Genomic DNA, 22,080 nt, shown 5'->3' with positions numbered 1-22,080 from the left:
CTACACAGCTGATCCACAATGGCTTTGCGGAAGATGAAGTAGGGCGCAAACTGTGTCCTCACTTAATGCAGCGGCAGTGAGTGCGGTCGCCGCATCAGGAAGAAGCGATGTTATGCCCGTATCCGTCTGATCGCCCAGTTGAACAGCTTGCGCAGCTCCGAGGCCACAAGGACCAGGGAGGCCAGGGCGATGCACTCCAACCAGGCCTGAGGCTGGAGGGGAACAGTGCCGAAGGCCTCGCCCAGGAAGGGCACATAGATCACCAGAAGCTGCAGGAGGATGGAGATGCCGATGGCGCCCCAGAGCCAGGGATTGCTGAAGAGCCCCTGGAAGGCCGACTTGCGGGAGGAGCGGGAGGCCAGTGCGTTGAAGAGCTGGGCGAAGACCAGGATCGTGAAGCCCATGGTCCGCGCCTCACGCATCTGCGCCTCATGGCCGATCGCCTGGACCGACCTGTCAGTGAAGAGACCGCCACTCAAATGCATGTCCATGCCAATCAGGGTCACCAGGGCCATGACCAGGCCGATATAGACGATGTCGACCCACATGTTCCGGTCAATCACCCGGTCGTCGACGGACCGGGGCGGACGGCCCATCAGATCGTCGCTCTGCGGGTCCACTCCCATGGCCAGGGCGGGAGCCGCATCGGTCAGAAGGTTGATCCAGAGCAGCTGAGTGGCCAGGAGCGGCACGGTCACGCCCGCCACGCCGGGCTGCGATATGCCCAGAAGACCCGCAAAGACCACGCCCCCGAAGACCGTGAAAACCTCGCCCATGTTGGAGCTGAGCAGGTAGCGCAGGAACTTGCGGATGTTGTCGAATATGCCCCGGCCCTCTCGTACAGCCTGGACGATGGTGGCGAAATTGTCGTCCGCCAGAATCATCTTGGCCGACTCCTTGGTGACCTCGGTCCCGGTGATGCCCATGGCCACGCCGATGTCCGCAGCCTTTACAGCAGGGGCGTCGTTGACGCCGTCGCCGGTCATGGCCACGACCTTGTCCTGGTCCTGAAGCGATTCGACGATCTTCAGCTTGTGCTCGGGGGCCACGCGAGCGTAGACGGAGACCTTGGAGGTGGTCTCCCGAAGCTGGTCCGCATCCATGGCATCCAGCTGCTCGCCGGTGCAGGCGGGGCCGCCGGGTTCGGTGATGCCCAGGTCACCCGCGATCCTGGCCGCAGTGAGTGGATGGTCGCCAGTGATCATGATCGTTCTGATGCCGGCACTGTGAGCCTGAGCCACGGCCTGGCGGACCTCAGTCCGAGGCGGATCGATGATGCCGACCATGCCCGCCCAGATCAAATCGCTTTCCAAATGGGCGCTCTCCTGGATTACCTTGTCCGCAGACAGGAGAACTGCGGAAGCACGCTGAGTCTCCTTAGACAAACGGTCCGTCTGGCCTGTCCCAATCGTGCTTGACGGCCTCTCCCCCTTGTCATCTTCGGTCAGGGACGACAGTTCCTGACCGGATACAGGCCGGAAAGCCTGTCCTAGAGTCCTGTAGGCATCGCCGGACAGTTGGCTGACCTGGGCGAGTATCCTCTCCCGGTCAGCGCTAGTCATAGGCCTGACCTGGCCGTCTTCGAGAATCCGGGCGCACCGGCCGAGCAGCACATCGGGAGCACCCTTGCAGAAGAGACGCGATTGCCCTTCGCTGCCGTCACGCGGAGCGGCCAGGACCGACATGAGCTTGCGCTCGGACGTGAAAGGAATCTCAGCCAAACGACGGTAGCCGTCAGCCTTGGCATCAGCGCCGACTTTGCGAGCGGCGACAATCAGAGAGACCTCCGTGGGATCGCCGACGCTCTGCCAGTGACCCTGCCCGGATCCAGACTGGGCCTGGGAATCAGGTTCGGCCTCGACCGGCTGCCAATGCAGGTCTCCGTCGTTGGCGATGGCCCCGACCATCAGGGTCTCTTCCACTGCCTCAGCCAGAGATGAACCAATGGTATCTGTCAGTTGTTGATCATCTGACCCACTGGCCTCGAACGGCTGCATGGTTCCCTCCGGAGCGTACCCGGTGCCAGTGAGCCTGACCTGCCCCGAGGGGACGACCACCCGTTCAACGGTCATTTCATTGCGTGTAAGAGTTCCTGTCTTGTCGGAGCAGATGACTGATGCCGATCCCAGGGTCTCCACCGAGCTGAGCTTCTTGACGATGGCATGATGCTTGGCCATGCGCTGCACGCCCAGGGCGAGAACCACAGTCAGGATGGCCGTCAGCCCCTCCGGCACAGCAGCTACGGCCAGAGATACGGCCATGAGCAGGGAATCAATCAGATCCTGGGTTGTCTGAAAGCCTTCCATCAGGGCCAAAGCAGCCAAAACCAGGGCGGCAATCAAGCAGACGGCCAGTCCGAGGAGCTTGGAGACGCGGGCCATCTCCTTCTGTAGGGGCGTGGGTTCCTCCTGGGTATCAGCCAGCATGTCGGCGATCTTCCCGACCTGGGTGTCCATACCAGTAGAGGTGACGATCATGCGCCCGTTCCCCTGGGTCACTGCGGTGCCGTTGAAGACCATGTTGGTTCTGTCACCCAGAGCCTTGGGCTGGTCAAGCCGACCGGGCCGCTTGCCCACCGGCAGCGACTCGCCGGTCAGCGATGCCTCGGCCACGCGCAGACCCGCGGCCTGGAACAGTCTTCCGTCGGCGCCGACCGAATCGCCTTCAGCCAGGACTACTACATCACCAGGCACGATCCTGCTGGTCTCCAGGCTGACCACCCGGCCGCCTCGCAGCACCGAGGCGTGCGGGGCCGTCATGCTCGCCAGAGCATCCACAGCCCGCTCGGCCTTAGCCTCCTGAGCGTACCCCAGGGCGGCATTAAGGATGAGGATGATCATGATGACGATGGCATCAAAGGGCAGGGGCTCCCCGCCTCCTGATGCCGGATGTGAGCGTTCCACCACCCAGGCCACCAACGAAATGGCCGTGGCTGCCAGAAGCAGATAGACCAAGGGGTCCTTGAACTGTTGAAGGAATTCCCTCCATGCAGGAACGGGAGGCGCTCCAGCCAGCTCATTAGGACCGAACCTGTCCAGCCGACGCGCCGCCTCGGCCTCATCCAGGCCCCGGTCGGGGTCCACATTCAGAGCAAGGGCAACCTGATCGACACCTACTATAGAAGGGTCCTTGAGGACGGGGCCATTCACTCTGCGCCTCTGCTCATGGCCCTGCCCTGCAGTCGGGATCACGCCGGTATCTGTCGATTTCTCATGCTTGGGATCGCTGGTCAACCCAGTCATGCCACTCTCCTGCTTATGCCACGGAGTAGTCAACGCTTCAGAGGCCCGTTGGAAGAAATCAGAGGCGGCCAGACCAAAACGCTGCGTGGATGCTTGCCAAGTTGAACCAATAATATACATAAACACGGCCGAAGTCGTCAAGGCCTTTGCTTCAGTATGCATTCTCAGGCCTGTCTCATGACAGAGACGGTATCTTTGCTGCACTTAACTTGGCAGCGCCCTAGTTGCCGAATCCCCCCCCAAAAAAAATACTAGATCTTCATTAGAAAAGCTTTAATCAATTTGGGCTCATCTGGCATAAAAACCCTTATCTGCCCTGAGAATCCTATTTAAGACCCTCTTGTGATTATTCGACAGGCTCAGCTGGCGTTATCTGAGCAGTAAATAGTCTTATAGGCCAACCATGGTAGTTCTTGCCAGCCGTCTGCCCTAACGATCCTTTCAGTGGAGACACCATTGGAAATAGCACTAAACACGAGAAAGAGAGGAGAGAGACGGACAAAATGCACAACATTATCGATCTGCAGAATAGTAATATCGCCATGAATGATGAAGCCGCTCATCATAGCGGCGTCAGCATATTTGCATGCCACGGCGGTGGGCATGATAATATCTGGAGTTGATGGACCTGCAGCTAATCCACAAAAATATGCCACTGCGATGACGCATTCACCAAAATGGCATGGGCTGTCATTTTTGCCCTGATGACGGCAGGGACAACAGTCATGTAAGTCTATGGGCGCCATCCTTGTATGGCATCCATAGCAATATTCTGATGAAGATTTATAAGTCGCGAGAACGGCGATGATGGGAGAACGGTGATGAGTGGTGCTTCAGTGAGTTCAAATGGATTGACAATGACGGTGACTCCGAGGAAGGATGATTCGATCACCATCCTCGACCATGTCGACTTCCATGCTGAGCCCGGAAGAATCACGGGGATTGTCGGCCCCTCAGGCAGCGGAAAGTCCACCTTGCTGTACTGCCTTTCGGGGTTGGAACGTGCGACATCCGGAAGCATCTCCCTTCTAGGGCATGACATCACACATATGCGAGCGTCCGCGCTCACTCGGTTTCGGCGTCGACATCTGGGATTCGTGTTTCAATCCTACAACCTGATCACGAGCATGACGGTGGAGGAGAACCTCGCGCTGCCATTCACCCTGCGCGGCCGTCGACTCCCCAAGCAAAAAGCGGATGAGATGTTGCGGTACTTCGGATTGGCAAACGAGAAAAAAAGGAGCGTGACGATGCTCTCAGGCGGAGAGCAGCAACGTGTCGCGCTTGCACGAGTGCTGCTCTCCGATGCAGATATCATTTTCGCCGACGAGCCGACTGGAGCCTTGGATCAGGAATCTGGCGCCAAGGTCATGCAGGTGTTCAAAAGCCTGGCTATGGATGCGGGCAGGACCGTAGTAATAGTGACCCACAGTGGAGAGGTAGCCGGACAGTGCGACCAGATCGTTGAGGTCCGTGATGGCCACGTGCTGAACGCTGATACGGAGAGCGGGGCCCGCATATGAGGGGCGCACTCTCTGATCTGAAAGCAGCCCCGGCCGTATGGGCCGGCGTATGGCTGTCACTAATCGTTTCCCAGACCGCTGTGTGCACTATCGTCGCCGCGCGCAGGGCTATTGATGCCGCTTACCACGGACCGGATGCCGGGTTAGGCGCCAACCTTTCCGGCCCAGCAATGCTGTTCAGCGTGGTCATAGCCGTGTTCGTGATGCTGTGGGTCGTGACCGCCGCTCTGAACCAGCGCAGGCACCAACTAGCATTGCTGGTCCTTCAAGGCGCCACGCCCTGGCAGCTGCTCTTCGGGAATCTGGCTATCATCATCGTCCTATTCATCTTGGCAGCAGTAGCGTCATCCCTCCTGACGCCGCTGGCAGCACCATATCTGTTCGACCTCCTGGCCAGAGCATTCGAGCTGAAACTGACGTATCAAGCAACCCAGCTGCTGGCATCCATCGGCACTGGGTTGGCCATTGCCGGAGTCGCCGTCCTTGCAGGCACAGTGCTGACCGTGCGCACACTATCCAAGATCAGGCCGATAGAGGCGCTTCGGCAGTCACAAAACCCGCCGAGACAAGTGAACGCATTCCGTGTTCTGCTAGGCGCATCGTTGCTCGTGGGAGCGATATGCGCGCTCATCATCCCGGGGACAGCTACACGCAAGATAGACTCTGGCGAGCTCGCCACGCACATTTCCGGCAGGAATCCCATAGAGTCCAGAGTGACAGGATTCATTGGGTTCTCCATGGGAGGCATGTTCCTCCTGATCTTCGCATTGGCTGTTCTGGCTCCCTATGTCATGCACTGGTTCACCAAAGGATGGACGCATCTTCTCCCCCTGCCATTCAGCACCTGGAAACTCGCTAGGCAGCAGGCCGTTGGGAGGATCCAACGACAGAACGCGACCATCATTCCCATGACGGCCGGCTTGTCGTTGCTCATGACTTTCTCTGGTGTGTTGCATACGCTGACCGACAGCCTCAAGAATTTCGCCAGTAACGGCCATTCCATGAACGTGAACCCACACATGCTGACGAACCTGATGGCCATGCTCGGCCCTGCGCTCATCATCGCTTTGGTGGGCGCAATCTCCGGACTGATGATCACCGCACGAGGGCGACGCCTGGATCTGGCGCTGACATACGTATCCGGTGCCAGTACCGGACAGTTGCGCATTTTGGGAGCCCTCGATGGTCTCATTTCGATGGTCACCTCGGTGCTGCTCGCCTTCGTCATCACACTGCTCAGCACCTGCGGCACCGCCTTCATGCTGCAACGATATCTGGGAAGCGCAAAGATAAGCGTTCAATGGGGATATTGGGCGGTCATCGCACTCCTCGCTATTGTCGTAGGCGCCCTCGTCACAGGCGTGCAGGCGCTGTGCGCGCGTTCCGAGGATTCTGTGAGGGTCATATCACGTGCAGTCGGTGAGTAACCACCCCCAACAAAGGACGAAAATGTCGCCACACAAGCGGAATAGTAATGAGAAAACCGCATCTTTGATAGACGTGCCCCGCCTTTTGAAATCCATAAGGGTGTTTTATTCACGGTTAGTCTGCTAAGTATAGCGAGCGCCCTCTTAAATCTGGCTCAGCCACAGCTTGTCAATGTCATTCTTGGACGCGTGCAGCATAACATGCGATCCGCAGTGCCCCTCTAATAGCGTTGGCAGGAGTGTTTCTGTCCGGCGCAGCAATCACTTCTTTTGACGCTTACCTGCTGTTGAACGATATGAGACGGTCTCTAGTAATGCATATTCTGCATTTGCCGTTCAAAGATCTGGACCAGTCGCATACAGGCAACGTAATTTCTATTATTTCATCTGATACAAATGAACTGAAGCGATTGCTGACCGATAATTGCCAGAAGTGTTTGGCACTTTACTGGTGTTCATAGGCGCGTGTGTGGGAATGGTCATAATCAGTCCCGTCATGTTCGTTATCTCTCTTTCGACCTGTCTTGTTACTGTCGGTTTACTGGTAGTCTTATCCGGAAAATTACGAGACTGCTCCAGAGGGGCTCAAACGGCCATAGGAGATATGACGTCTGCAGCCACTGATGCTTTGATGAGTTTGAAAAGGATCAGGGCCTTCAACGCCACGGAGCGTGAGACCAATAAAATCGGCGAGAAGCCAGGCAAGCGTGCACATCCGGTCGTCTAATTTCAAAGAAGCAGTCACTGATATGGCCATCAGGAATGGCCTTAATGCAGTTGTGCCTGATGGTTGTATCGGGAATCGGCGCTTTCCAAGTGGCCAAAGGAGTGATGACTGTTCAGCAACTGGTAACTTCTCTATGTACCTAGAAATGATGCCCACGCCTATGGCGACACTTTCTTCGACATATAGCAGACTGTTCAGAGCGTTGGGCGCGAACTCCAGCATTCAAGCGATAATGAGAATGCCGACCGAAGATGCGACATCAGCATGAGCAGTATCCAGTAGGGTCCAAAGGAAGGTCACCAACTCCGATCAGATTGACATCGATCTTGACCATGCTGATATTCCGTATGATGACGCACGGAACAATCGTGGCGGGCTCCAATTGAATGAAGCGGGCGTGCATATGAAAGGCGGTGTCGTCTACGCGATAGTCGGACCATCCGAAGCGGGCAAATCAACCATGCTGGCCCTTATAAGGGTATTCTATAAGCCAAATCATGGCCATGTTCTCTTTAATGGTATTGATCTTTCAACTCTCAGCTCCTCTTATGTACGTTCTCTGATCGGCTATATAGAACACGATGCCCCCATATATTCCGGTTCTTCCAGAACGAATCTGGCGATGAACAAGAACGGCGTATCCGATGAAGGCTGCTGGAATGCCTTAAATAAGGTGAACCTCACGCCAAAGTGAGAGACACCTTCGATGGATTGGATACCCCAGCAGGCAACGCGGTGTATTGCTGAGTAGCGGTGAACGCTATCGCTTGGCCCTGGCAAGGCTGTTGTCCATAAGGCGGCCGATCATGCTGCTTGACGAAACAACATACCATTTAGACGCTAAAAACGAGGAGCTCGTCGCACAAGTCATTCATGCCAATTCCCCGGAGCAGACAATAGTCATGGCGGCACAGAGAATACAATCAATCGCTTCGTCAAATAGAATCATGGTTTTGGCCAATAGAACTATCAATGGTTTCCTTTGGAAAATATTGTCTGCCAATTCTACTCTCCTATATGTATTGCTGTTAATAAACTTGATACCAATGTGAATAATTTGGCTATATATAAATATGCGCGGAAAATACGATCCACCGGCAGCAAGGTTCTCACCTCAACAAAGGAACAGACGATTCAAACTATCGTCTTGCCCTCTAAAGATATCTTTAATGACATTTATTGGCTGCTTGGTTTCCAGCATGATATGCAGTCATTACTAGACTGACCACGGGATATCTAGCAGTAAAGTTTAGCTGGGAGTACAGCACGTGAACCTTACACAGGGCACGCAGGAATAAATCTTGGAATTGCTCATTGTCAAGACATGACCCTCGCTGTTCCGCACAGTCAATCAGCTATCTGTTTTTTGATGACTATATGATCACGACGATGTTGATCGCCTACGGGCTTAAGGAGCCGGACCGGGCATCAGACCGCTGGTTAATAGCCTAAACGAGTGGGCGTGGGCTGATACATGACGTACGCTCCGGGCTTCTCATACCAGATAGGATGATGCGAAAAAGAAGAAGAGGATACGGCACCTATATTCCATGCCGGCCGTGCGTTTTGAACCGTATTACGGTATTTTTCATGTCGGGCCCTGACGACGATCTTGAGGCTTCTCCGGTCATCTCAAATAGTTTCAATTTCATACAGCTGCGTAGGCGTCATACGGGCATCGGCATCTCCGATCGGGTATGACTGCCTGCGCTGATGCCTGCTGTCTTGCAGCAGACAGGCCTCTTCGCCTATGTGTCTGCCGTTGATGCAAGCCGAAACCACCGTTTTGCCGTCGATCAGGCTTTCGCTATAGAATAGGTTTGACCTCGGGATTCATTTCTTTTCCCCTGCGCTCTTATCGCCTCCTCCAACGACAGATCGCTCTGTTCAGCGTCATCTGATTTTTATATGCAGATCCCTACAGATTGATAATTTCTATTATCTGTAACGTACAGATCTGCCAAAGAATGGTAAACTTTAGTAATCAATTACTAAAGCGATTGCTAAATAATTGATGTTTTCATAATTATTGGCCCACGACTAACACTATTTCCTAATCTTTGTTTGCTGTGACCGGTATCAGCTCCACTGAATTCACTGCACTGGCAAAGATACAGTGACTGCTGCGCCATCGCCACTGGCTGCATTGGCCAGGATTAGGCGGCCTCCTGCACTTTCCACAGTCGACCGCGCTGCAGCCAGGCCGATGCCATGGTGACCGCTGGAGCCGTGCCGACTGCTGTCAGCCTGATAGAGCCATTCCGTGGCATGGGCCAGAGCCCGGCTGCTGAAACCTGGACCCCGGTCACGCACGGTCACCACTAGGGCTCGCCCGCCCTCCTGACCACCCTCCAGCCTCCAGGTCAACGTCACTAGGCCATGGTCCGGCGAGTAGTCAGCCGCGTTGGCGATGATGTTCATGATCGCTCGGGTAAGGTCAGCCGCGTCACCGGAAACCTGACCGGTGTCGGAACCTAGACGGTCATCCCGCTCAAGCCGCAGACTCCGGGCATTCAGGTAGCCTTGGGCCTGGTTGTTGACCACATCTTTCAAAGCAACCGCCATAACCCCGGATCGCCCTGAAGCCGTGCCCACGGAACCCTGGCTGATGGCTTGCGCATAGTCGGCCATCTCACGGATGGCATCCTCGATGGAGTCCAGGTAGGACTGCTGCTCCCGGCTGAGCCCGGTCTCCCCCAGCAGGTCTGCATTGCCTCGCATGATGGTCAGCGGCGTCTTCAGGTCGTGTGCCAGGGCCGCCACCTGCCGACGCTGGGACTCCTGGGCCATCCAGGTCTTCTCCAGGGATTCCTTCAACGTGGCGCGCATCCTATCGAAGGACCCCAGCACCCGGTTGATCTCCAGCACGTTGCTGCAGGGCAGTGAGACATCCAGATCCTGCCGCCCTATGTCGTCAGCCACCTGGTTGAAGACCTTGAGCTTGGACGATATGACATGGGCCGCCCGCAGCCCGACCAACAGGAGGGTGAGCAGCAAAGCGATCCCGTAAGACGCGAGCAGCAGGTTCTGGGGATTGGGATAGCGGTCCCGGGTCTGCCTTGACGCCCACTGCGGCTGAATCCGATAGGCCAGGACGCATGGCCGCCCATCGGCTGTGGCATAGACGACGTAGGTCGCATCCGGCTTTGCACGAGTGGCAAGGGGCCGTCCCGTCTTCTTTTCCCGCTCTTCCGATGGCTTAGACGCCCTATGCTCCCGATGGTCGGCTGCCAGCTGGTCGGCCTCGCTGGCCATGCCGCCCTTCATATCGCCCCCCACGGGATGCCCTTGACTGTCATAGGTTCGGTACCAGTAGGCAGCGGGAATCAGGGATTCGTCAACAGTGGTCGTACGGCCAATGGAGCGCCCAACCTTCTCCAGATGCTGCTCGCCGTAGTTGGCCCAGAAGAAGTCGCCCCTGGCCCCCAGGTTTATCCAGACCATATATATGCCGGCGAACAGCAGAGCCAGAATCAGCAGCACATAGAGAAAGTATCTGATGATCAGCAGAACGATGGGCATTCCCTTGCGGCTTGGCCGGCCCTTGCTGTTGACGCTCTGTTCCATCGGCGACTCGGGTACGCCGTCGGTCAGGCCACCCATTGGTAACCCACCGACCAGATGGTCCTGATGGGGTCCACCCCCAAGGCCTTGAGTTTGCGCCGGGCATTGCTCAGATGCACTCTGACCGCAGCCGTGGCATCGCTGTCCGTATCATCGGCGGCCGGATCATCCTCTGCAGCCAGGCAGGCCTCCCATATCTGCATGGGCGCGTAGGCCCGACCTGGATGCTCTGCCAGCAGGGCGCATATGCGGTATTCTGCATCCGTCAGATTGGCGTTGTGCCCGTCCACCCTGATCTGCCGCGCCTGAAGGTCCATGTCCAAGGGTCCGAAATGCAAGAGCGGGCGCCCGCGCCGACTGCCCTGGGAAAGCCTCGCCCTGACCTTGGCTCGGAGCTCGGCAATGCCGAAAGGCTTGCGTATATAGTCGTCGGCGCCCAGGCCATAGGCCAGGACCGCGCTATCCTCGTCGGTCTTGGCCGTCAGGAAGATGATCGGACAGGACACCCGTTCCCTGATGGCGGCCAGGAGGGCAAAGCCGTCCATGTGAGGCATCATGACATCGCAGAGAATCAGGTCGACCGAGGACAGGTCCATGCTTACGACCTTCCGCGACTCGTTGACCACGGTCACGGCATAGCCGTCCTTGGACAGGGCCGCCATCAGCAGTGTGGTGATCCTTGGATCGTCATCCACCACCAGGATGGAGGCCCGATGCCGATCGTCCCCGGGGGAACCTCCGGCGTGCACATCAGCCACGATTGGCTCCTTTTCTGCGCTTAGCGACCCGGCCCAGCAGCGTTTGAGAATGAACCTTTGCAGGCCAGGATTCTTACAAGCTTGATTTCCTGCAGGACGATTTTCTTGCAGGACAGATTCCTTACGAACCGGATGCCCTGTAATCCAGTCTAATCGCTGACCTTGCGCCGATCCTCGAACCTGCCGATCCAGAGCAGGAGGGCCAGGCCCAGGGTCAGGGTAAGGACCAGACAAGGAACCAGATTATCCACAGCCGTCACGCCGATTGAGGCACGCAGGCCCTCCCCTCCCGGCATGGTCAAGGCCAGGGCCTGCTCGATTCCCAGGGAGCCGAACCTGGTAGGCCAGGTAAAGGGTATCCACTGGCTGATCCCGGGAGTGCTGGCGGCGCCGGACAGGGTACGGCTGTACAGGCCGTTGAAGAGGCCACCAAGGGAACTGATGGATACTCCGGCCCCGAGGACACCAATGGCGATGGTCGCGTTCCGGCCGAAGCTCAGGGCCAGGGCGATGGAGAAAAGGTAGAGGCAGAGGGAACCACCTGCCATGCCCACGGTGGCGAGCGCGACGGCCGAGATTGGTGCACCCAGTCCGCCAGCCAGAACCATGGGCAGGCAGAAGGCCAGAGCCGCCAGGGCCAGTGCCAGCAGACCCAGAAGCCAGAGCACCAGGACCTTGGCCGCCAGACCCAGACGGCGGCTGGGAATCCCCAGAAGGTTGGCCATGTCGCCGGCCTCACGCTCGGTTTCGATGTTTATGGCAACGACAATGGCGGCCATCAGGGGCATGAAGGCGCCCAGGACCTGAAAGAAGGCATCGGTCTCCAACCCGGGATCATAGGGGGCTGCGGCGAAGTAGGCACCGCAGACGAGTCCTGCCGCCAACCCGCAGACGACATGGATGGCGATGAGCACAGATCCGTGCAAACGCACGATTTCCGAGGCAACGACCCGGCCGACTGTCATCCCAGTCATGTCAGCTGGTCTCCTTTCGCGAGAACCAGATTCCCGTCAGGACGGACAGGAGCAGGAACCAGACCAGACAGGCCACCAAGGCCGTCAGGCTCTGTCCGCCGAAGACAGACAGCGCAGCCTTGATCGGGCTGTTGTCCTCGGTCTCCAGGGGCACGCCATCAGGCATGACCTTCATGAAAGGCACCGGCAGGTTGATCATGGCAGCGGGCGGCAGGAAGGGCCATAGCCGTTGGTTCCCCCAGAAGGTGATCGAGGCCAGCAGGTCCGCCATGTAAGGCAGACCGAATCCGACCAGAACGCCGAACCGGGCGGTCAGCGCCAGTCCCGTCGGTATCATCCAGGAGCATGCCAGGACCAGCATCAGGGCGCTGACTACGAAGTCGACTACGGAAGGCCCCCCGACCCCGAAAATGGCGACTATGAGCGCCGACAGACCCAGAGCCAGCAGGGTGGCGAGGCCGACCAGCAGCAGGCAGTAGACGATCTTGGCCCACCAGATCAGAGCGGGCGCGGCGGGCAGGGCCAGAGTGGTCCTCCACCGTTGCTTGCCGTCGATGTTGGCCACGGCGACGCTTATCAGGGCGGTCATGGCCGGAAGGAGCAGGACATACCAGTAGTTGACCCAGGAGGGCAACCAGGCGTGCAGTCCGAATGCGAAGCAAGCCACGATGACAATGAGCACCAGGGGGAAAGCCAGGGCCATCCTCCTGGGTGCGGCCGACCGGCCCTTCATGATCTCCGCTGCCAGGATTCTGCCGAAGGGGATGCCGTTGCCCCTAGTCCCGAGCCTTGCCTCGGCCCGGTTGTCTGAAGTAGTCGTATTCTGCTGGATGAGTTCGCTGGCATTCCTCTCGTTCATCGTGACCTCCTGAGCACGTCCATGAACAGCCCCTCCAGGTCCTCTCCGGCGTGCAGCTCATTCTCGTAGGCCAGGCGACCGTCGGCGATGATGCCGATGTGATCCGCCAGGATTGACACCTCGGAGAGGATATGGCTGGAGACGATCACGCTCATCCCCTGCTGCGGGAAGCTGCGGATCATCCCCCTCAACTCCTCGATGCCCAGCGGATCCAGCCCGTTGGTGGGCTCGTCCAGGATCAGCAGACGGGGGTTGGTCAGGATGGCGTTGGCTATCCCCAGACGCTGCTTCATGCCTAGTGAGAATTGCCCGGCCTTTTTGGAGCCCGTATCGCTCAGTCCGGCAATGGAGAGCGCCTGGTCGATCCGCTCATCGGGCAGACCAAACAGGGTTGTGCGCACCTTGAGGTTCTGGCGGGCCGTCAGGTTGGAGTAGATGGGCGGCTGCTCGATCAGGGCGCCGATGTCGTAGAGGTCCCGGCGCGACCAGGGGTGCCCATCCAGAATCATGGATCCGCCAGTGGGGTGCAACATGCCTGTGACCATCTTCAAAGTAGTGGATTTGCCAGCCCCATTTGGACCCAGGAGCCCGTAGACTCCGCCCTCAGGAACATGCAGGGACACTTGGTCGACGGCCCGCTGTCTGTGGCCGAAGACCTTGGTCAGCCCCTCGGTCCTCAATATGTAACGCATGGTCAGCTCCTATTCGTTTCCGTGCAGCAGGAGCCAGACTAAAGAGCGAAAATAAAGAAAGATAAAGGAGCGGGCAGAGCCCTCCCGCAATCCAAGGAAAGCATCGTGAAAGGTGAAGGTCTGAGAGGCCTGGAACAGTCACAATTCTGCGTCTGTCAAACCTTAATATCCGACAGGATCCGTATATCTAGCCGACAGAGCAAGAGGCCAGCAGAACAAGGACTTCGCTGGATGGTTTCGCCGAAGGTCATGAGATGTCGATCGGACCCAACCCTCGCTTTCTCCTCGTTTTTACAGCGTGCCATTTAACACACGCAACCAAGGAAATCAACTCTTTTCTTCCCGTCGGGCCGATGCTACATCTGGTACCTGGCTCTGGTGCACCATGCCAATTAGACAGCACGATCAAAGGAACCACATGCACATTCGACCACTCCTTTCCCTCACTCGATTCAAGCGCATTATCGCAGTCATCCTGGTGCTGGCAAGCGCCCTCTTCTTCCTTGGCGCTTGCGGATCGGGCTCGCAGGCAGGCTCGTCCAGCCAGTCAAAGGCTTCGGAAGGACAAGGCTCCTTCCCCGTCAAGATCGATCACGTCTACGGCACCACCTCCATACCCTCCAAGCCCAAGCGCATCGCCACCGTCGGATGGGCCACTCCCGACAATCTCCTGGCCCTGGGAGTCGTGCCGGTCAGTATCCAGAAGAACGCCTTCGGCAAGACCGTGGATGGCGGATACCTGACCTGGACCAAGGATGCCCTGGATGACATGCATGTGGACAAGGCGGATATGCCCAAGCTGCATGACGAATCAGACAGCACCGATGTCGAGGCCATCGCCGCATCCAAGCCCGATCTGATCATCGGCCTGCTCTCCGGCATGACCAAGAAGCAGTACGACACCTTGAGCAGAATCGCGCCCACCATCGCATATCAGAAGGTTGCCTGGGGCGACCCCTGGCGCAAGGTCATCACCGCCACCGCCCAGGCCATCGGAGAACCCGAAAAGGGCAAGAATCTGATAGCCGACCTGGAGGAGCGCATCGCAAAGGCAGCCGAGGCCAACTCGGCCATCAATGGGAAGACCGCGGCGGTCATGTACTTCGACGCCTCCAAGCTCTCCAAGTTCAGCGTCTACACCACCTCCGACGCCCGTCCGCAATTCCTGAACGACCTGGGCCTGGATACTCCCGAATCTATCAAGGAGGACTCCAGGAGCACCAAGGACTTCTACAAGGAGATCTCCTCCGAGCATGCCGACAGGTACAAGGATGTCGACATCATCGTCACCTACGGCACCCCGGACCTGCTTGAAGCGATGCGCAAGGACCCCCTTCTCTCCAAGATTCCCGCAGTTGCGCGCGGATCCGTCGTGGTCATCGACAACGACAGCGAGATGGCCAATGCCCTTGACCCCTCGGCCCTGTCCATCCAGAAGACGACCGACACCTACGCCGGGCTTCTGGGCGAGGCCGCCTCCAAGGTCTGATTCAGGCCGCAGGTGAGGGGATGAAAGAGGGATAAGGGGTGCCGATATGCGACCAGCAATGACACCGCGCCCTGACACTCAGCAGGCCGTCATGCATGGCAAGGGAAACGGACCCATGGTCCTGTCCGGGCTGATCCTGGCGGTCTGCCTGGTCATGGTCTGCGCCCTGTCCCTGGTTTTCGGCTCCCGTTCCGTCAGCCCTTCCGACATCCTCCATGCCCTGTCCGCCTCCTCGGATGACATCGCGGTCTCGGCCATCCGCCTGAGAATCCCCCGCACCGTCCTCGGCCTCCTGGTCGGTGCCGGGCTCGGGGTGGCCGGGACCCTGATGCAGGGCATATCTCGCAATCCACTGGCGGACCCGTCGATCCTGGGGTTCAATACGGGGGCGGCCCTGGCGATCGTCTGCTCCATGGCCTTTTTCTCCCTATCAACACCGGTCCAGTATGTCTGGGTGGGACTGCTGGGCAGTGCGACGACCGCACTGGTCGTCTGGGCCATAGGCTCCCTGGGGCCATCCGGTCCATCTCCGCTACGGCTGACCCTGGCCGGTGTCGTGATCAGTTCGGTACTGGGGTCTCTTACCTCCGCCATCCTCCTGCCGCGCGTCAATGTCATCAGCTCATATCGCTTCTGGCAGGTGGGCGGAATCTCCGGCGCCCGGTTCGACCTCATGATGCCGGTCCTGCCTCTTCTTGCGCTTGGGCTGATACTCGCCTTCTGCCTGACGCCCGGAATCAACGCCTTGGCCCTGGGGGACCAGATGGCCGAAGGACTGGGTATGCACGTCGGACGTGTCCGCAGCCTGGCCTGGCTTGCGGCGATACTCCTCTGCGCCTCCTGTACGGCACTGGCGGGTCCGATCGGCTTCGTCGGGCTGGTGGTCCCCCATGTGGCACGACTGCTCATAGGCCCCGACTACAGGCGAATCATGGCCCTGAGCATCCTTATCGGTCCCCTCCTGGTGGTCGGCGCCGACGTGGTTGGCAGGATAATCACCCGTCCATCCGATGTGGAGGTCGGCATCGTCACGGCACTGATCGGGGCTCCCGTATTCGTGATTCTGGCCGGGCGCAGAAGAACCACAGAGGTATAGGCATGGTCGTTTGTTCCCTTCATGATTCGCATAGGCGCGATACGATGACCGACCTGCAGCGGATACGACGGACCCATACCGTTCGTTCACTGGCAGTCACCATTCTGCTTGTGCTGCTCCTGGTTGCTCTCGCGCTGGCCGACCTGGTTCTGGGACATCGCACATACTCCATGAACGACCTGGTGGGAGCGGTTTGGGGGCAGGGCGACGAAGGTACCAGGTTCGTGATTCTCCAACTGCGCTTGCCCCGGACACTGATCGGCTGTGTCGCCGGCATGGCGTTCGGCATGGCTGGGATCGGCTTCCAGCACCTCCTGCGCAACATGATGGCCAGCCCGGACATCATCGGCATTACGGCCGGAGCCAACACGGCCGCCATCTTCGGCATTGTCGTATTGGGCCTTTCGGGTATGCCACTGGCCTGCCTGGCGGTCATGGGCGGTCTCCTGACAGCCCTCCTGGTCATGGCCCTGGCCTGGCGCGGTTCGTTTGACCCGACCCGGCTGATACTGATCGGCATCGGAGTGGCCGCAGGGTTCAACGCACTGGGCTCCTGGCTGATGATTCGCAGCGACCAGTGGGACATCCAGACTGCGACCAGATGGCTGACGGGCAGTCTGGCCGATGCCCAGTGGACCGATCTGCCGATACTGGCAACAGCAACCCTGCTCGGCGCCATGCTCCTGTTGGCACTCGACAGGAATGTCAGCACCCTGCAACTGGGGCAGGAGATGGCCGCAGGGCTGGGAGTCAGGGTAAGCCGCGTCCAGTTCCAGGTGATTATCGTAGGTGTGCTGCTCCTGGCCGTCGCAACGGCGACCACCGGTCCCATCTCCTTCGTTTCCTTTCTCTCCGGCCCCATCGCCGCGGTCCTGGTAGGCCGGGGGGCATCAGCCCTTATCCAGTCGGGCCTGGTAGGTGGTTGCCTGGTCCTGGGGTCGGACATCGTCGCCCAGCATCTGCCCACGACCCAGGTGCCGGTCGGCATCGTCACCAGCATTGTGGGCGGGCCCGTTCTCATCGCGATCATGGTCCTCATGACCCGCAGACAGGAGCTCTGAACATCATGACGTCACCCCCGGCAGGCGACTCCTGGAGCAGCGCACATAGGCTGACCGCCTCGCACCTTCGCCTCACCTATGGCGGGCGTACGGTCATCGAGGACCTGAGTCTGGATGTACCCCCACACACGATGGGATCCATCATCGGACCCAACGGGTGCGGAAAATCAACCTTCCTCAAGGCCATGGCAAGGATACTGAAACCGGCCTCGGGTGCCGTCATGCTGGACGGAGAACCCATCACCAGCATGTCCACCCGCAAGGTGGCGACGATCCTGGGGCTGCTACCGCAGAACCCGTCAGCCCCCACCGGCATCACCATCGCCGACCTGGTCGCTCGCGGCCGATACCCCCACCACCACTTCGTCGAGCGGTGGACAACCAAGGATGAGAAGGCGGTGGAACGGGCCCTTGCCCTAACCGGACTGACCGATATGGCGGGGTGTCCAATCGACCGTCTGTCCGGAGGCCAACGCCAGCGCGCTTGGATTGCCCTGACCCTGGCCCAGCAGACCGATATACTCCTTCTTGACGAGCCGACCACCTACCTGGACATCGCCTACCAACTGGAGGTCCTTGACCTGCTGAGCACCCTGAACAGGCAGGAGGGCGTCACGGTGTTCATGGTTCTCCACGACCTGAACATGGCCGCCAGATACTCGGATTGGATCCTGGCCATCAAGGATGGCAGGAGGGTCGCCCTGGGCGCCCCCGATGAGGTCATGACCGAGAACCTGGTCAGCGAGGTATTCGACATCGCTTCCACTGTGGTGACCGATGGATCCACCGGTGCCCCCTTGATGACCCCGGCACCCCTCCATAGTCTCGAAGCCCACTCTGGCGGGGCCTGTAATGTACACGTACACTGGGATGACTCGGCAGGATGACACCGAACAACCCAATGATGTAAAACCCTTGGCGCAAACCCCTGCGTCCTGCTCTCCGCATCGGTTACCCCGACGTACCGAACCCCAACGTCCCTAACCGCCGCAACCTGAACGACGACAACCCGACACCAAGGTCGACCCATGAATCCCAACCGAAAGAAAGCCAGCCATGGAAAAACAAGCCAATCGTCCTGTACCCTTGATTCCCTTCCGCGTCACTGTAGCCAAAGCGGAAACGCTCTCTCCCCATTTCAAACGAATCGTCTTCCAAGGGCCGGATCTGCAGGACTTTGCAGATGCCGGGTACGATGAACGAATCAAAATCCTCCTGCCCCTCCCAGACGGATCACTTCCGGCCCCTTCCTTCTTCGAAGCGTCCCCCGAGAATCCGATTGCCTGGTACCAACAGTGGAGAGCCCTGCCCGCAGAGCGCCGCAATCCCCTGCGCACCTATACGGTTCGCAAGGTCAGGCCCGAGAGCGAGCAAATCGACGTGGACTTCGTCATCCACGATCATGCCGGCCCGGCTGGAGCCTTCGCAGAGGCTGCCAGGCCTGGCGATCAGGCCATCATCATCGGCCCGAATGCACAGGCCGGGGGACCGGTCGCAGGGATGGACTTTCACCCAGGCCAATCCAGACATCTCCTCCTGGTGGGCGACGAGACGGCGGTACCGGCCATCGCCGCCATAATGGACAGCCTGATTCGTGACCACTGGCAGGGTGACGGGGTGGCAGTGATCGAAGTCCCGGCCGAAGAGGATCGTCTTCCGCTGCCCGAACTCGAAGGAATCCGCATAATTTGGACGACCTGCGACGAATCCGGTCATGGACATGCCCTTATCGAAGCCATGCGCAACCTCTTGGAGGACCTGCCGATTCATTCGCCTACGGCCGTAGCCGATGAATCCTCCAAGGAATTCACAGAGGTCGATATCGACAAAGAGCTGCTCTGGGAGACTGCCGATGCCACCCAAGCCGATGCCTCCATTCGTACCGACGACCTGTACGCCTGGATCGCCGGAGAGGCGGCCACTGTCCGCGAACTGAGGCGCATGCTGGTCAGAGACCGGGGAATGGACCGGCGTAACGTCTCTTTCATGGGATATTGGCGTCAGGGACGCAGTGAGATGTCCTGACCCTCCGACCCAGTGAGCGGGCGACCTGCCATGTGCGGACAACCCACTCCAGTCTTTCTTGACCTACGAATCAGAGAGTGATCACACGAACCCTTCTGACTATGTGAATATCAGACCATGGGTTGCCGAGTTGAACCTCGCCACAGCATCTTGCAGGACCGCAGAACCGATAGGGAGAAACTACAGGCCTGCTTGCTATACCGCGGATTGCATGGAAAGAAACCCTGTTCGGCCCCAATGAGTCATTCCTCGTCGAATCAGCCGCAGTACTCCTGGAAGAAATTGGCGATTACCTGGTGACCATACTGGCTACCGATGCTCTCGGGGTGGAACTGGACGCCCTCCATGAGCAAGCGGCCACGCCTCAGACCCATCACATAGCCGTCCAAAAGCGAGCGCGCGCTGATCTCCAGATCGGCGACTTGATTGACCGAGGTCTCATCGGCAACCAGAGAATGGTATCTGGCCACGTCGAAAGTATCAGGCAGGCCCTCGAAGCAGCCCTTCCCGTCGTTTCTTATCCGGCTCACCTTGCCGTGCTGACGACTAGAGGCCCTGACCACCCGGGCTCCGGCATTTACCGCGATGGCCTGCATGCCCAAGCAGATGCCGAAGACCGGCTTCCTTCCTGCCACCTGATCAAGAAACTCCAGGTAGCCGCAGTCCTCCGGACGACCCGGTCCGGGGCCCAGAATGACCGCGTCGAAGGCGAGCGGATCCACCTGCGCAAGGCGGTTCACCCGGACAATGGTCGTATCAGCGCCCAGCAGGTCCACGTAGTTCTTGACCACATAGACGAAACTGTCAAAGGCATCAACGAGCAAGACTTTCATGGGCCAGCTCCTTTCCGGTGATGGCCAGGTAGGCCGAACTCATCTTCTTCGTGGTCTCCTGCCACTCGCTCTCCGGCTGGGAGTCCTCAACGATCCCGGCCGATGCGCGCAGGTGATAGCTGCCGGAATGGTAGGAGGCCGTCCGTATGCACAGTGCAGTCAGGACCATACCGTCGAATCCGAGGAAACCCACTGCCCCGGCGTACACCCCGCGCGAGCTGACCTCGGTCTCCTCAATGATTTCCACGGCACGTACCTTGGGGGTTCCTGTCATGGTACCGGCGGGGAAGGCGGCCGAGAAGACGTCGTACTTGTCCAGGCCAGGCCGGATCCGGCCGATCACATCCGAGACCATGTGAATGACGTGGGAGTAGACCTCGGTGGTCATCAGCCGGTCCACCTCCAAGGATTCGGGAGTACAGCACCTGGCTACATCGTTGCGACCCAGGTCCACCAGCATCAGGTGCTCGGCCCGCTCCTTGGGGTCGCCGGTCAGCTGCCTGATGGCCGACTGGCGGGCCTCCTCATCTCCGGGATTGCCGACCGTCCCGGCGATGGGCCGCAGGGTTATATCGCCATCAGGGGTCAGCCCAATGAAAAGCTCAGGACTGGCTCCGATGACATGCACCCCTTGGGGAGTCACGAAGTAGTACATATAGGGGGACGGATCCTGCAGACGCAGCCGCCGGTAGACCTGGAAGGGTGGAATGCGGGAATCCACCTGGATCTCATGTCCGAGCTGGAGCTGGTACACATCGCCCTGGGCTATGTGCTCCTTGCCCTTGGCAAACCACCGATAGAAACGGTCCCGATCGATTGTGTCATGGGCCTTGTATGGATAGTCCGGCCCAATGCCACCCTGGGATTCAGGAGATTGCCCCAGCGATGCGTCGAATTGGAGCAGCCCCAGCACCTCTTCCAGCGACGCGAATCCATGCCCGGGCCTGCCGTTCTCAATTGCCCCATGCTGAACCTGTGGATCAGACTGCGCGCAAGATCTGCGCTCTTGCGAATTTTCCTTGCCCTCGGGACTGTTACACCCAGCAAGGTTCTCATTGACAAGGATCAAGGTGGCGCTGCAAACATTGGTTTTCAAATCCAGGGTGATGATTCCCCGATACAGGGTCAAGGAGATGACCGGCAAGGCTGCATCCCTTGGTATGTGCTCCTCCAGATCCTCGATCATGAAGATGGTGTCATACCCGAAGTAGCCGAACCAGCCCATCCCGAAGGGGCCTTCGTGGTCGCCGCTGATGGCGAAGGAGGATTCCAGCCTCCTCAGCACTGCAAAGACCTCCTGGATGTCGGGGACCGGATGGTGGACCACCCCATGCTCAATTCGGCCGAATTTCTCCAGGATTCCTGTCAGCTGAGCATTGCCCAAAGAGTCGATGGTCATGACATGGTCCGTCACGCTCAGGGTCAGCATTGGCTCGAACCCGATGGCTGAGCGATTCCGGTCTTTATCTGGGCCACTTAGAGACTCCAGAAGGAAAAGCTGATCCTCCCGATACCTGGTGCACAGCCGCTTGTAGATGGCCAGGGCATCGAGGTCACTGGAGAACCGGCTAGATTCCATGGTTACGTTGATAGTCATTAGGGCACTTCCTAAGTCGAATACTGCGGTTTGGAGCGGCAGCGATACCTCACCTGATGCCGTTTCAGCGCGCCATGGATATGAGTTTCCTATGGCAGCATGTCCGCAGATAATAAAAGAACAACCTCAAACACCGAGGCAAATATAGGAATCAGAAGAAGAACCGGCTAAAACATCAACGCCATCGGGCATCGACATAGAAGAAGACACCCT

The 22,080-nt window shown here is 58.6% G+C and carries 18 protein-coding genes; 9 read left to right on the top strand and 9 right to left on the bottom strand.

Going from position 1 to position 22,080, the window contains the following annotated elements; translation table 11 throughout:
* Nucleotides 1–110: 110 nt before the first annotated feature.
* Both H3U89_RS04020 and H3U89_RS04015 read right to left on the bottom strand, forming a co-directional pair.
* The gene (locus tag H3U89_RS04020; protein WP_415873506.1) at nucleotides 111–3,149 is read right to left on the bottom strand and encodes a cation-translocating P-type ATPase; all 3,039 of its coding nucleotides are present in this window, start codon (nucleotides 3,147–3,149) and stop codon (nucleotides 111–113) included.
* Between the two features lie 452 nt (nucleotides 3,150–3,601).
* Complete coding sequence (locus H3U89_RS04015; RefSeq protein WP_144177819.1) at nucleotides 3,602–3,988, bottom strand: hypothetical protein; 387 nt, start codon at nucleotides 3,986–3,988, stop codon at nucleotides 3,602–3,604.
* Nucleotides 3,989–4,099: 111 nt separating this feature from the next.
* On the opposite strand from H3U89_RS04015, the gene H3U89_RS04010 reads away from it, so the two are divergent.
* The 4 genes from H3U89_RS04010 to H3U89_RS03995 all read left to right on the top strand — a co-directional run bounded on the left by H3U89_RS04010 (nucleotide 4,100) and on the right by H3U89_RS03995 (nucleotide 7,613).
* Entirely contained in the window at nucleotides 4,100–4,765 is a 666-nt protein-coding gene (locus H3U89_RS04010; RefSeq protein ID WP_229281577.1) for an ABC transporter ATP-binding protein, read from the top strand.
* Nucleotides 4,762–6,192 carry an ABC transporter permease gene (locus tag H3U89_RS04005; protein ID WP_024627010.1) on the top strand — a complete coding sequence of 477 codons (1,431 nt, stop codon included), beginning with the start codon at nucleotides 4,762–4,764 and terminating at the stop codon, nucleotides 6,190–6,192. The genes H3U89_RS04010 and H3U89_RS04005 overlap by 4 nt, the downstream gene beginning before the upstream one ends.
* 433 nt (nucleotides 6,193–6,625) lie before the next feature.
* Nucleotides 6,626–6,919 carry an ABC transporter transmembrane domain-containing protein gene (locus H3U89_RS04000; protein ID WP_045924970.1) on the top strand — a complete coding sequence of 98 codons (294 nt, stop codon included), beginning with the start codon at nucleotides 6,626–6,628 and terminating at the stop codon, nucleotides 6,917–6,919.
* A gap of 397 nt (nucleotides 6,920–7,316) precedes the next feature.
* The gene (locus H3U89_RS03995) at nucleotides 7,317–7,613 is read left to right on the top strand and encodes an ATP-binding cassette domain-containing protein (protein ID WP_146210563.1); all 297 of its coding nucleotides are present in this window, start codon (nucleotides 7,317–7,319) and stop codon (nucleotides 7,611–7,613) included.
* A 1,400-nt stretch (nucleotides 7,614–9,013) separates the two neighbouring features.
* On the opposite strand, the gene H3U89_RS03990 is transcribed toward H3U89_RS03995, so the two are convergent.
* From H3U89_RS03990 to H3U89_RS03970, 5 genes are all read right to left on the bottom strand, one after another.
* Complete coding sequence (locus H3U89_RS03990; RefSeq protein WP_198178407.1) at nucleotides 9,014–10,486, bottom strand: HAMP domain-containing sensor histidine kinase; 1,473 nt, start codon at nucleotides 10,484–10,486, stop codon at nucleotides 9,014–9,016.
* Nucleotides 10,487–10,509: 23 nt separating this feature from the next.
* Complete coding sequence (locus H3U89_RS03985; protein WP_198178408.1) at nucleotides 10,510–11,241, bottom strand: response regulator transcription factor; 732 nt, start codon at nucleotides 11,239–11,241, stop codon at nucleotides 10,510–10,512.
* A gap of 149 nt (nucleotides 11,242–11,390) precedes the next feature.
* Nucleotides 11,391–12,215: an ABC transporter permease gene (locus H3U89_RS03980; protein ID WP_198178409.1), complete on the bottom strand. Its 825-nt coding sequence runs from the start codon at nucleotides 12,213–12,215 to the stop codon at nucleotides 11,391–11,393.
* 1 nt (nucleotide 12,216) lies between these two features.
* Nucleotides 12,217–13,074, bottom strand: coding sequence for a hypothetical protein (locus tag H3U89_RS03975; protein WP_198178410.1), 858 nt, complete (start codon nucleotides 13,072–13,074; stop codon nucleotides 12,217–12,219).
* On the bottom strand, nucleotides 13,071–13,766 hold the full coding sequence (locus H3U89_RS03970; protein WP_198178411.1) for a lantibiotic protection ABC transporter ATP-binding protein: 696 nt from the start codon (nucleotides 13,764–13,766) through the stop codon (nucleotides 13,071–13,073). The genes H3U89_RS03975 and H3U89_RS03970 overlap by 4 nt, the downstream gene beginning before the upstream one ends.
* A gap of 418 nt (nucleotides 13,767–14,184) precedes the next feature.
* Between H3U89_RS03970 and H3U89_RS03965 the strand changes: the two genes are divergently transcribed.
* From H3U89_RS03965 to H3U89_RS03945, 5 genes are all read left to right on the top strand, one after another.
* The gene (locus H3U89_RS03965; protein WP_198178412.1) at nucleotides 14,185–15,255 is read left to right on the top strand and encodes an iron-siderophore ABC transporter substrate-binding protein; all 1,071 of its coding nucleotides are present in this window, start codon (nucleotides 14,185–14,187) and stop codon (nucleotides 15,253–15,255) included.
* 91 nt (nucleotides 15,256–15,346) lie between these two features.
* On the top strand, nucleotides 15,347–16,351 hold the full coding sequence (locus H3U89_RS03960; protein ID WP_232345493.1) for a FecCD family ABC transporter permease: 1,005 nt from the start codon (nucleotides 15,347–15,349) through the stop codon (nucleotides 16,349–16,351).
* 44 nt (nucleotides 16,352–16,395) lie between these two features.
* Complete coding sequence (locus H3U89_RS03955) at nucleotides 16,396–17,412, top strand: FecCD family ABC transporter permease (RefSeq protein ID WP_198178414.1); 1,017 nt, start codon at nucleotides 16,396–16,398, stop codon at nucleotides 17,410–17,412.
* Between the two features lie 5 nt (nucleotides 17,413–17,417).
* The gene (locus tag H3U89_RS03950) at nucleotides 17,418–18,299 is read left to right on the top strand and encodes an ABC transporter ATP-binding protein (protein ID WP_198178415.1); all 882 of its coding nucleotides are present in this window, start codon (nucleotides 17,418–17,420) and stop codon (nucleotides 18,297–18,299) included.
* A 169-nt stretch (nucleotides 18,300–18,468) separates the two neighbouring features.
* On the top strand, nucleotides 18,469–19,437 hold the full coding sequence (locus tag H3U89_RS03945; protein WP_198178416.1) for a siderophore-interacting protein: 969 nt from the start codon (nucleotides 18,469–18,471) through the stop codon (nucleotides 19,435–19,437).
* A gap of 257 nt (nucleotides 19,438–19,694) precedes the next feature.
* On the opposite strand, the gene H3U89_RS03940 is transcribed toward H3U89_RS03945, so the two are convergent.
* Both H3U89_RS03940 and H3U89_RS03935 read right to left on the bottom strand, forming a co-directional pair.
* Entirely contained in the window at nucleotides 19,695–20,270 is a 576-nt protein-coding gene (locus H3U89_RS03940; RefSeq protein WP_198178417.1) for an anthranilate synthase component II, read from the bottom strand.
* Entirely contained in the window at nucleotides 20,251–21,867 is a 1,617-nt protein-coding gene (locus H3U89_RS03935; protein WP_198178418.1) for an anthranilate synthase component I family protein, read from the bottom strand. The genes H3U89_RS03940 and H3U89_RS03935 overlap by 20 nt, the downstream gene beginning before the upstream one ends.
* Nucleotides 21,868–22,080 lie beyond the last annotated feature (213 nt).

The organism is Bifidobacterium sp. W8104 (assembly GCF_016100735.1).
In the GTDB taxonomy this organism is placed as follows: domain Bacteria; phylum Actinomycetota; class Actinomycetes; order Actinomycetales; family Bifidobacteriaceae; genus Bombiscardovia; species Bombiscardovia choladohabitans.
This window is presented reverse-complemented; position numbering and strand designations above follow the sequence as displayed.

What these genes read in the sequence shown, in the direction of transcription:
- H3U89_RS04015 (WP_144177819.1), bottom strand. Translation starts at nt 3,988, where the DNA reads ATGGCGCCCATAGACTTACATGACTGTTGTCCCTGCCGTCATCAGGGC.
- H3U89_RS04010 (WP_229281577.1), top strand. Translation starts at nt 4,100, where the DNA reads ATGACGGTGACTCCGAGGAAGGATGATTCGATCACCATCCTCGACCAT.
- H3U89_RS04005 (WP_024627010.1), top strand. Translation starts at nt 4,762, where the DNA reads ATGAGGGGCGCACTCTCTGATCTGAAAGCAGCCCCGGCCGTATGGGCC.
- H3U89_RS03990 (WP_198178407.1), bottom strand. Translation starts at nt 10,486, where the DNA reads ATGGAACAGAGCGTCAACAGCAAGGGCCGGCCAAGCCGCAAGGGAATG.
- H3U89_RS03980 (WP_198178409.1), bottom strand. Translation starts at nt 12,215, where the DNA reads ATGACTGGGATGACAGTCGGCCGGGTCGTTGCCTCGGAAATCGTGCGT.
- H3U89_RS03975 (WP_198178410.1), bottom strand. Translation starts at nt 13,074, where the DNA reads ATGAACGAGAGGAATGCCAGCGAACTCATCCAGCAGAATACGACTACT.
- H3U89_RS03970 (WP_198178411.1), bottom strand. Translation starts at nt 13,766, where the DNA reads ATGCGTTACATATTGAGGACCGAGGGGCTGACCAAGGTCTTCGGCCAC.
- H3U89_RS03965 (WP_198178412.1), top strand. Translation starts at nt 14,185, where the DNA reads ATGCACATTCGACCACTCCTTTCCCTCACTCGATTCAAGCGCATTATC.
- H3U89_RS03960 (WP_232345493.1), top strand. Translation starts at nt 15,347, where the DNA reads ATGCATGGCAAGGGAAACGGACCCATGGTCCTGTCCGGGCTGATCCTG.
- H3U89_RS03955 (WP_198178414.1), top strand. Translation starts at nt 16,396, where the DNA reads ATGACCGACCTGCAGCGGATACGACGGACCCATACCGTTCGTTCACTG.
- H3U89_RS03950 (WP_198178415.1), top strand. Translation starts at nt 17,418, where the DNA reads ATGACGTCACCCCCGGCAGGCGACTCCTGGAGCAGCGCACATAGGCTG.
- H3U89_RS03945 (WP_198178416.1), top strand. Translation starts at nt 18,469, where the DNA reads ATGGAAAAACAAGCCAATCGTCCTGTACCCTTGATTCCCTTCCGCGTC.
- H3U89_RS03940 (WP_198178417.1), bottom strand. Translation starts at nt 20,270, where the DNA reads ATGAAAGTCTTGCTCGTTGATGCCTTTGACAGTTTCGTCTATGTGGTC.
- H3U89_RS03935 (WP_198178418.1), bottom strand. Translation starts at nt 21,867, where the DNA reads ATGACTATCAACGTAACCATGGAATCTAGCCGGTTCTCCAGTGACCTC.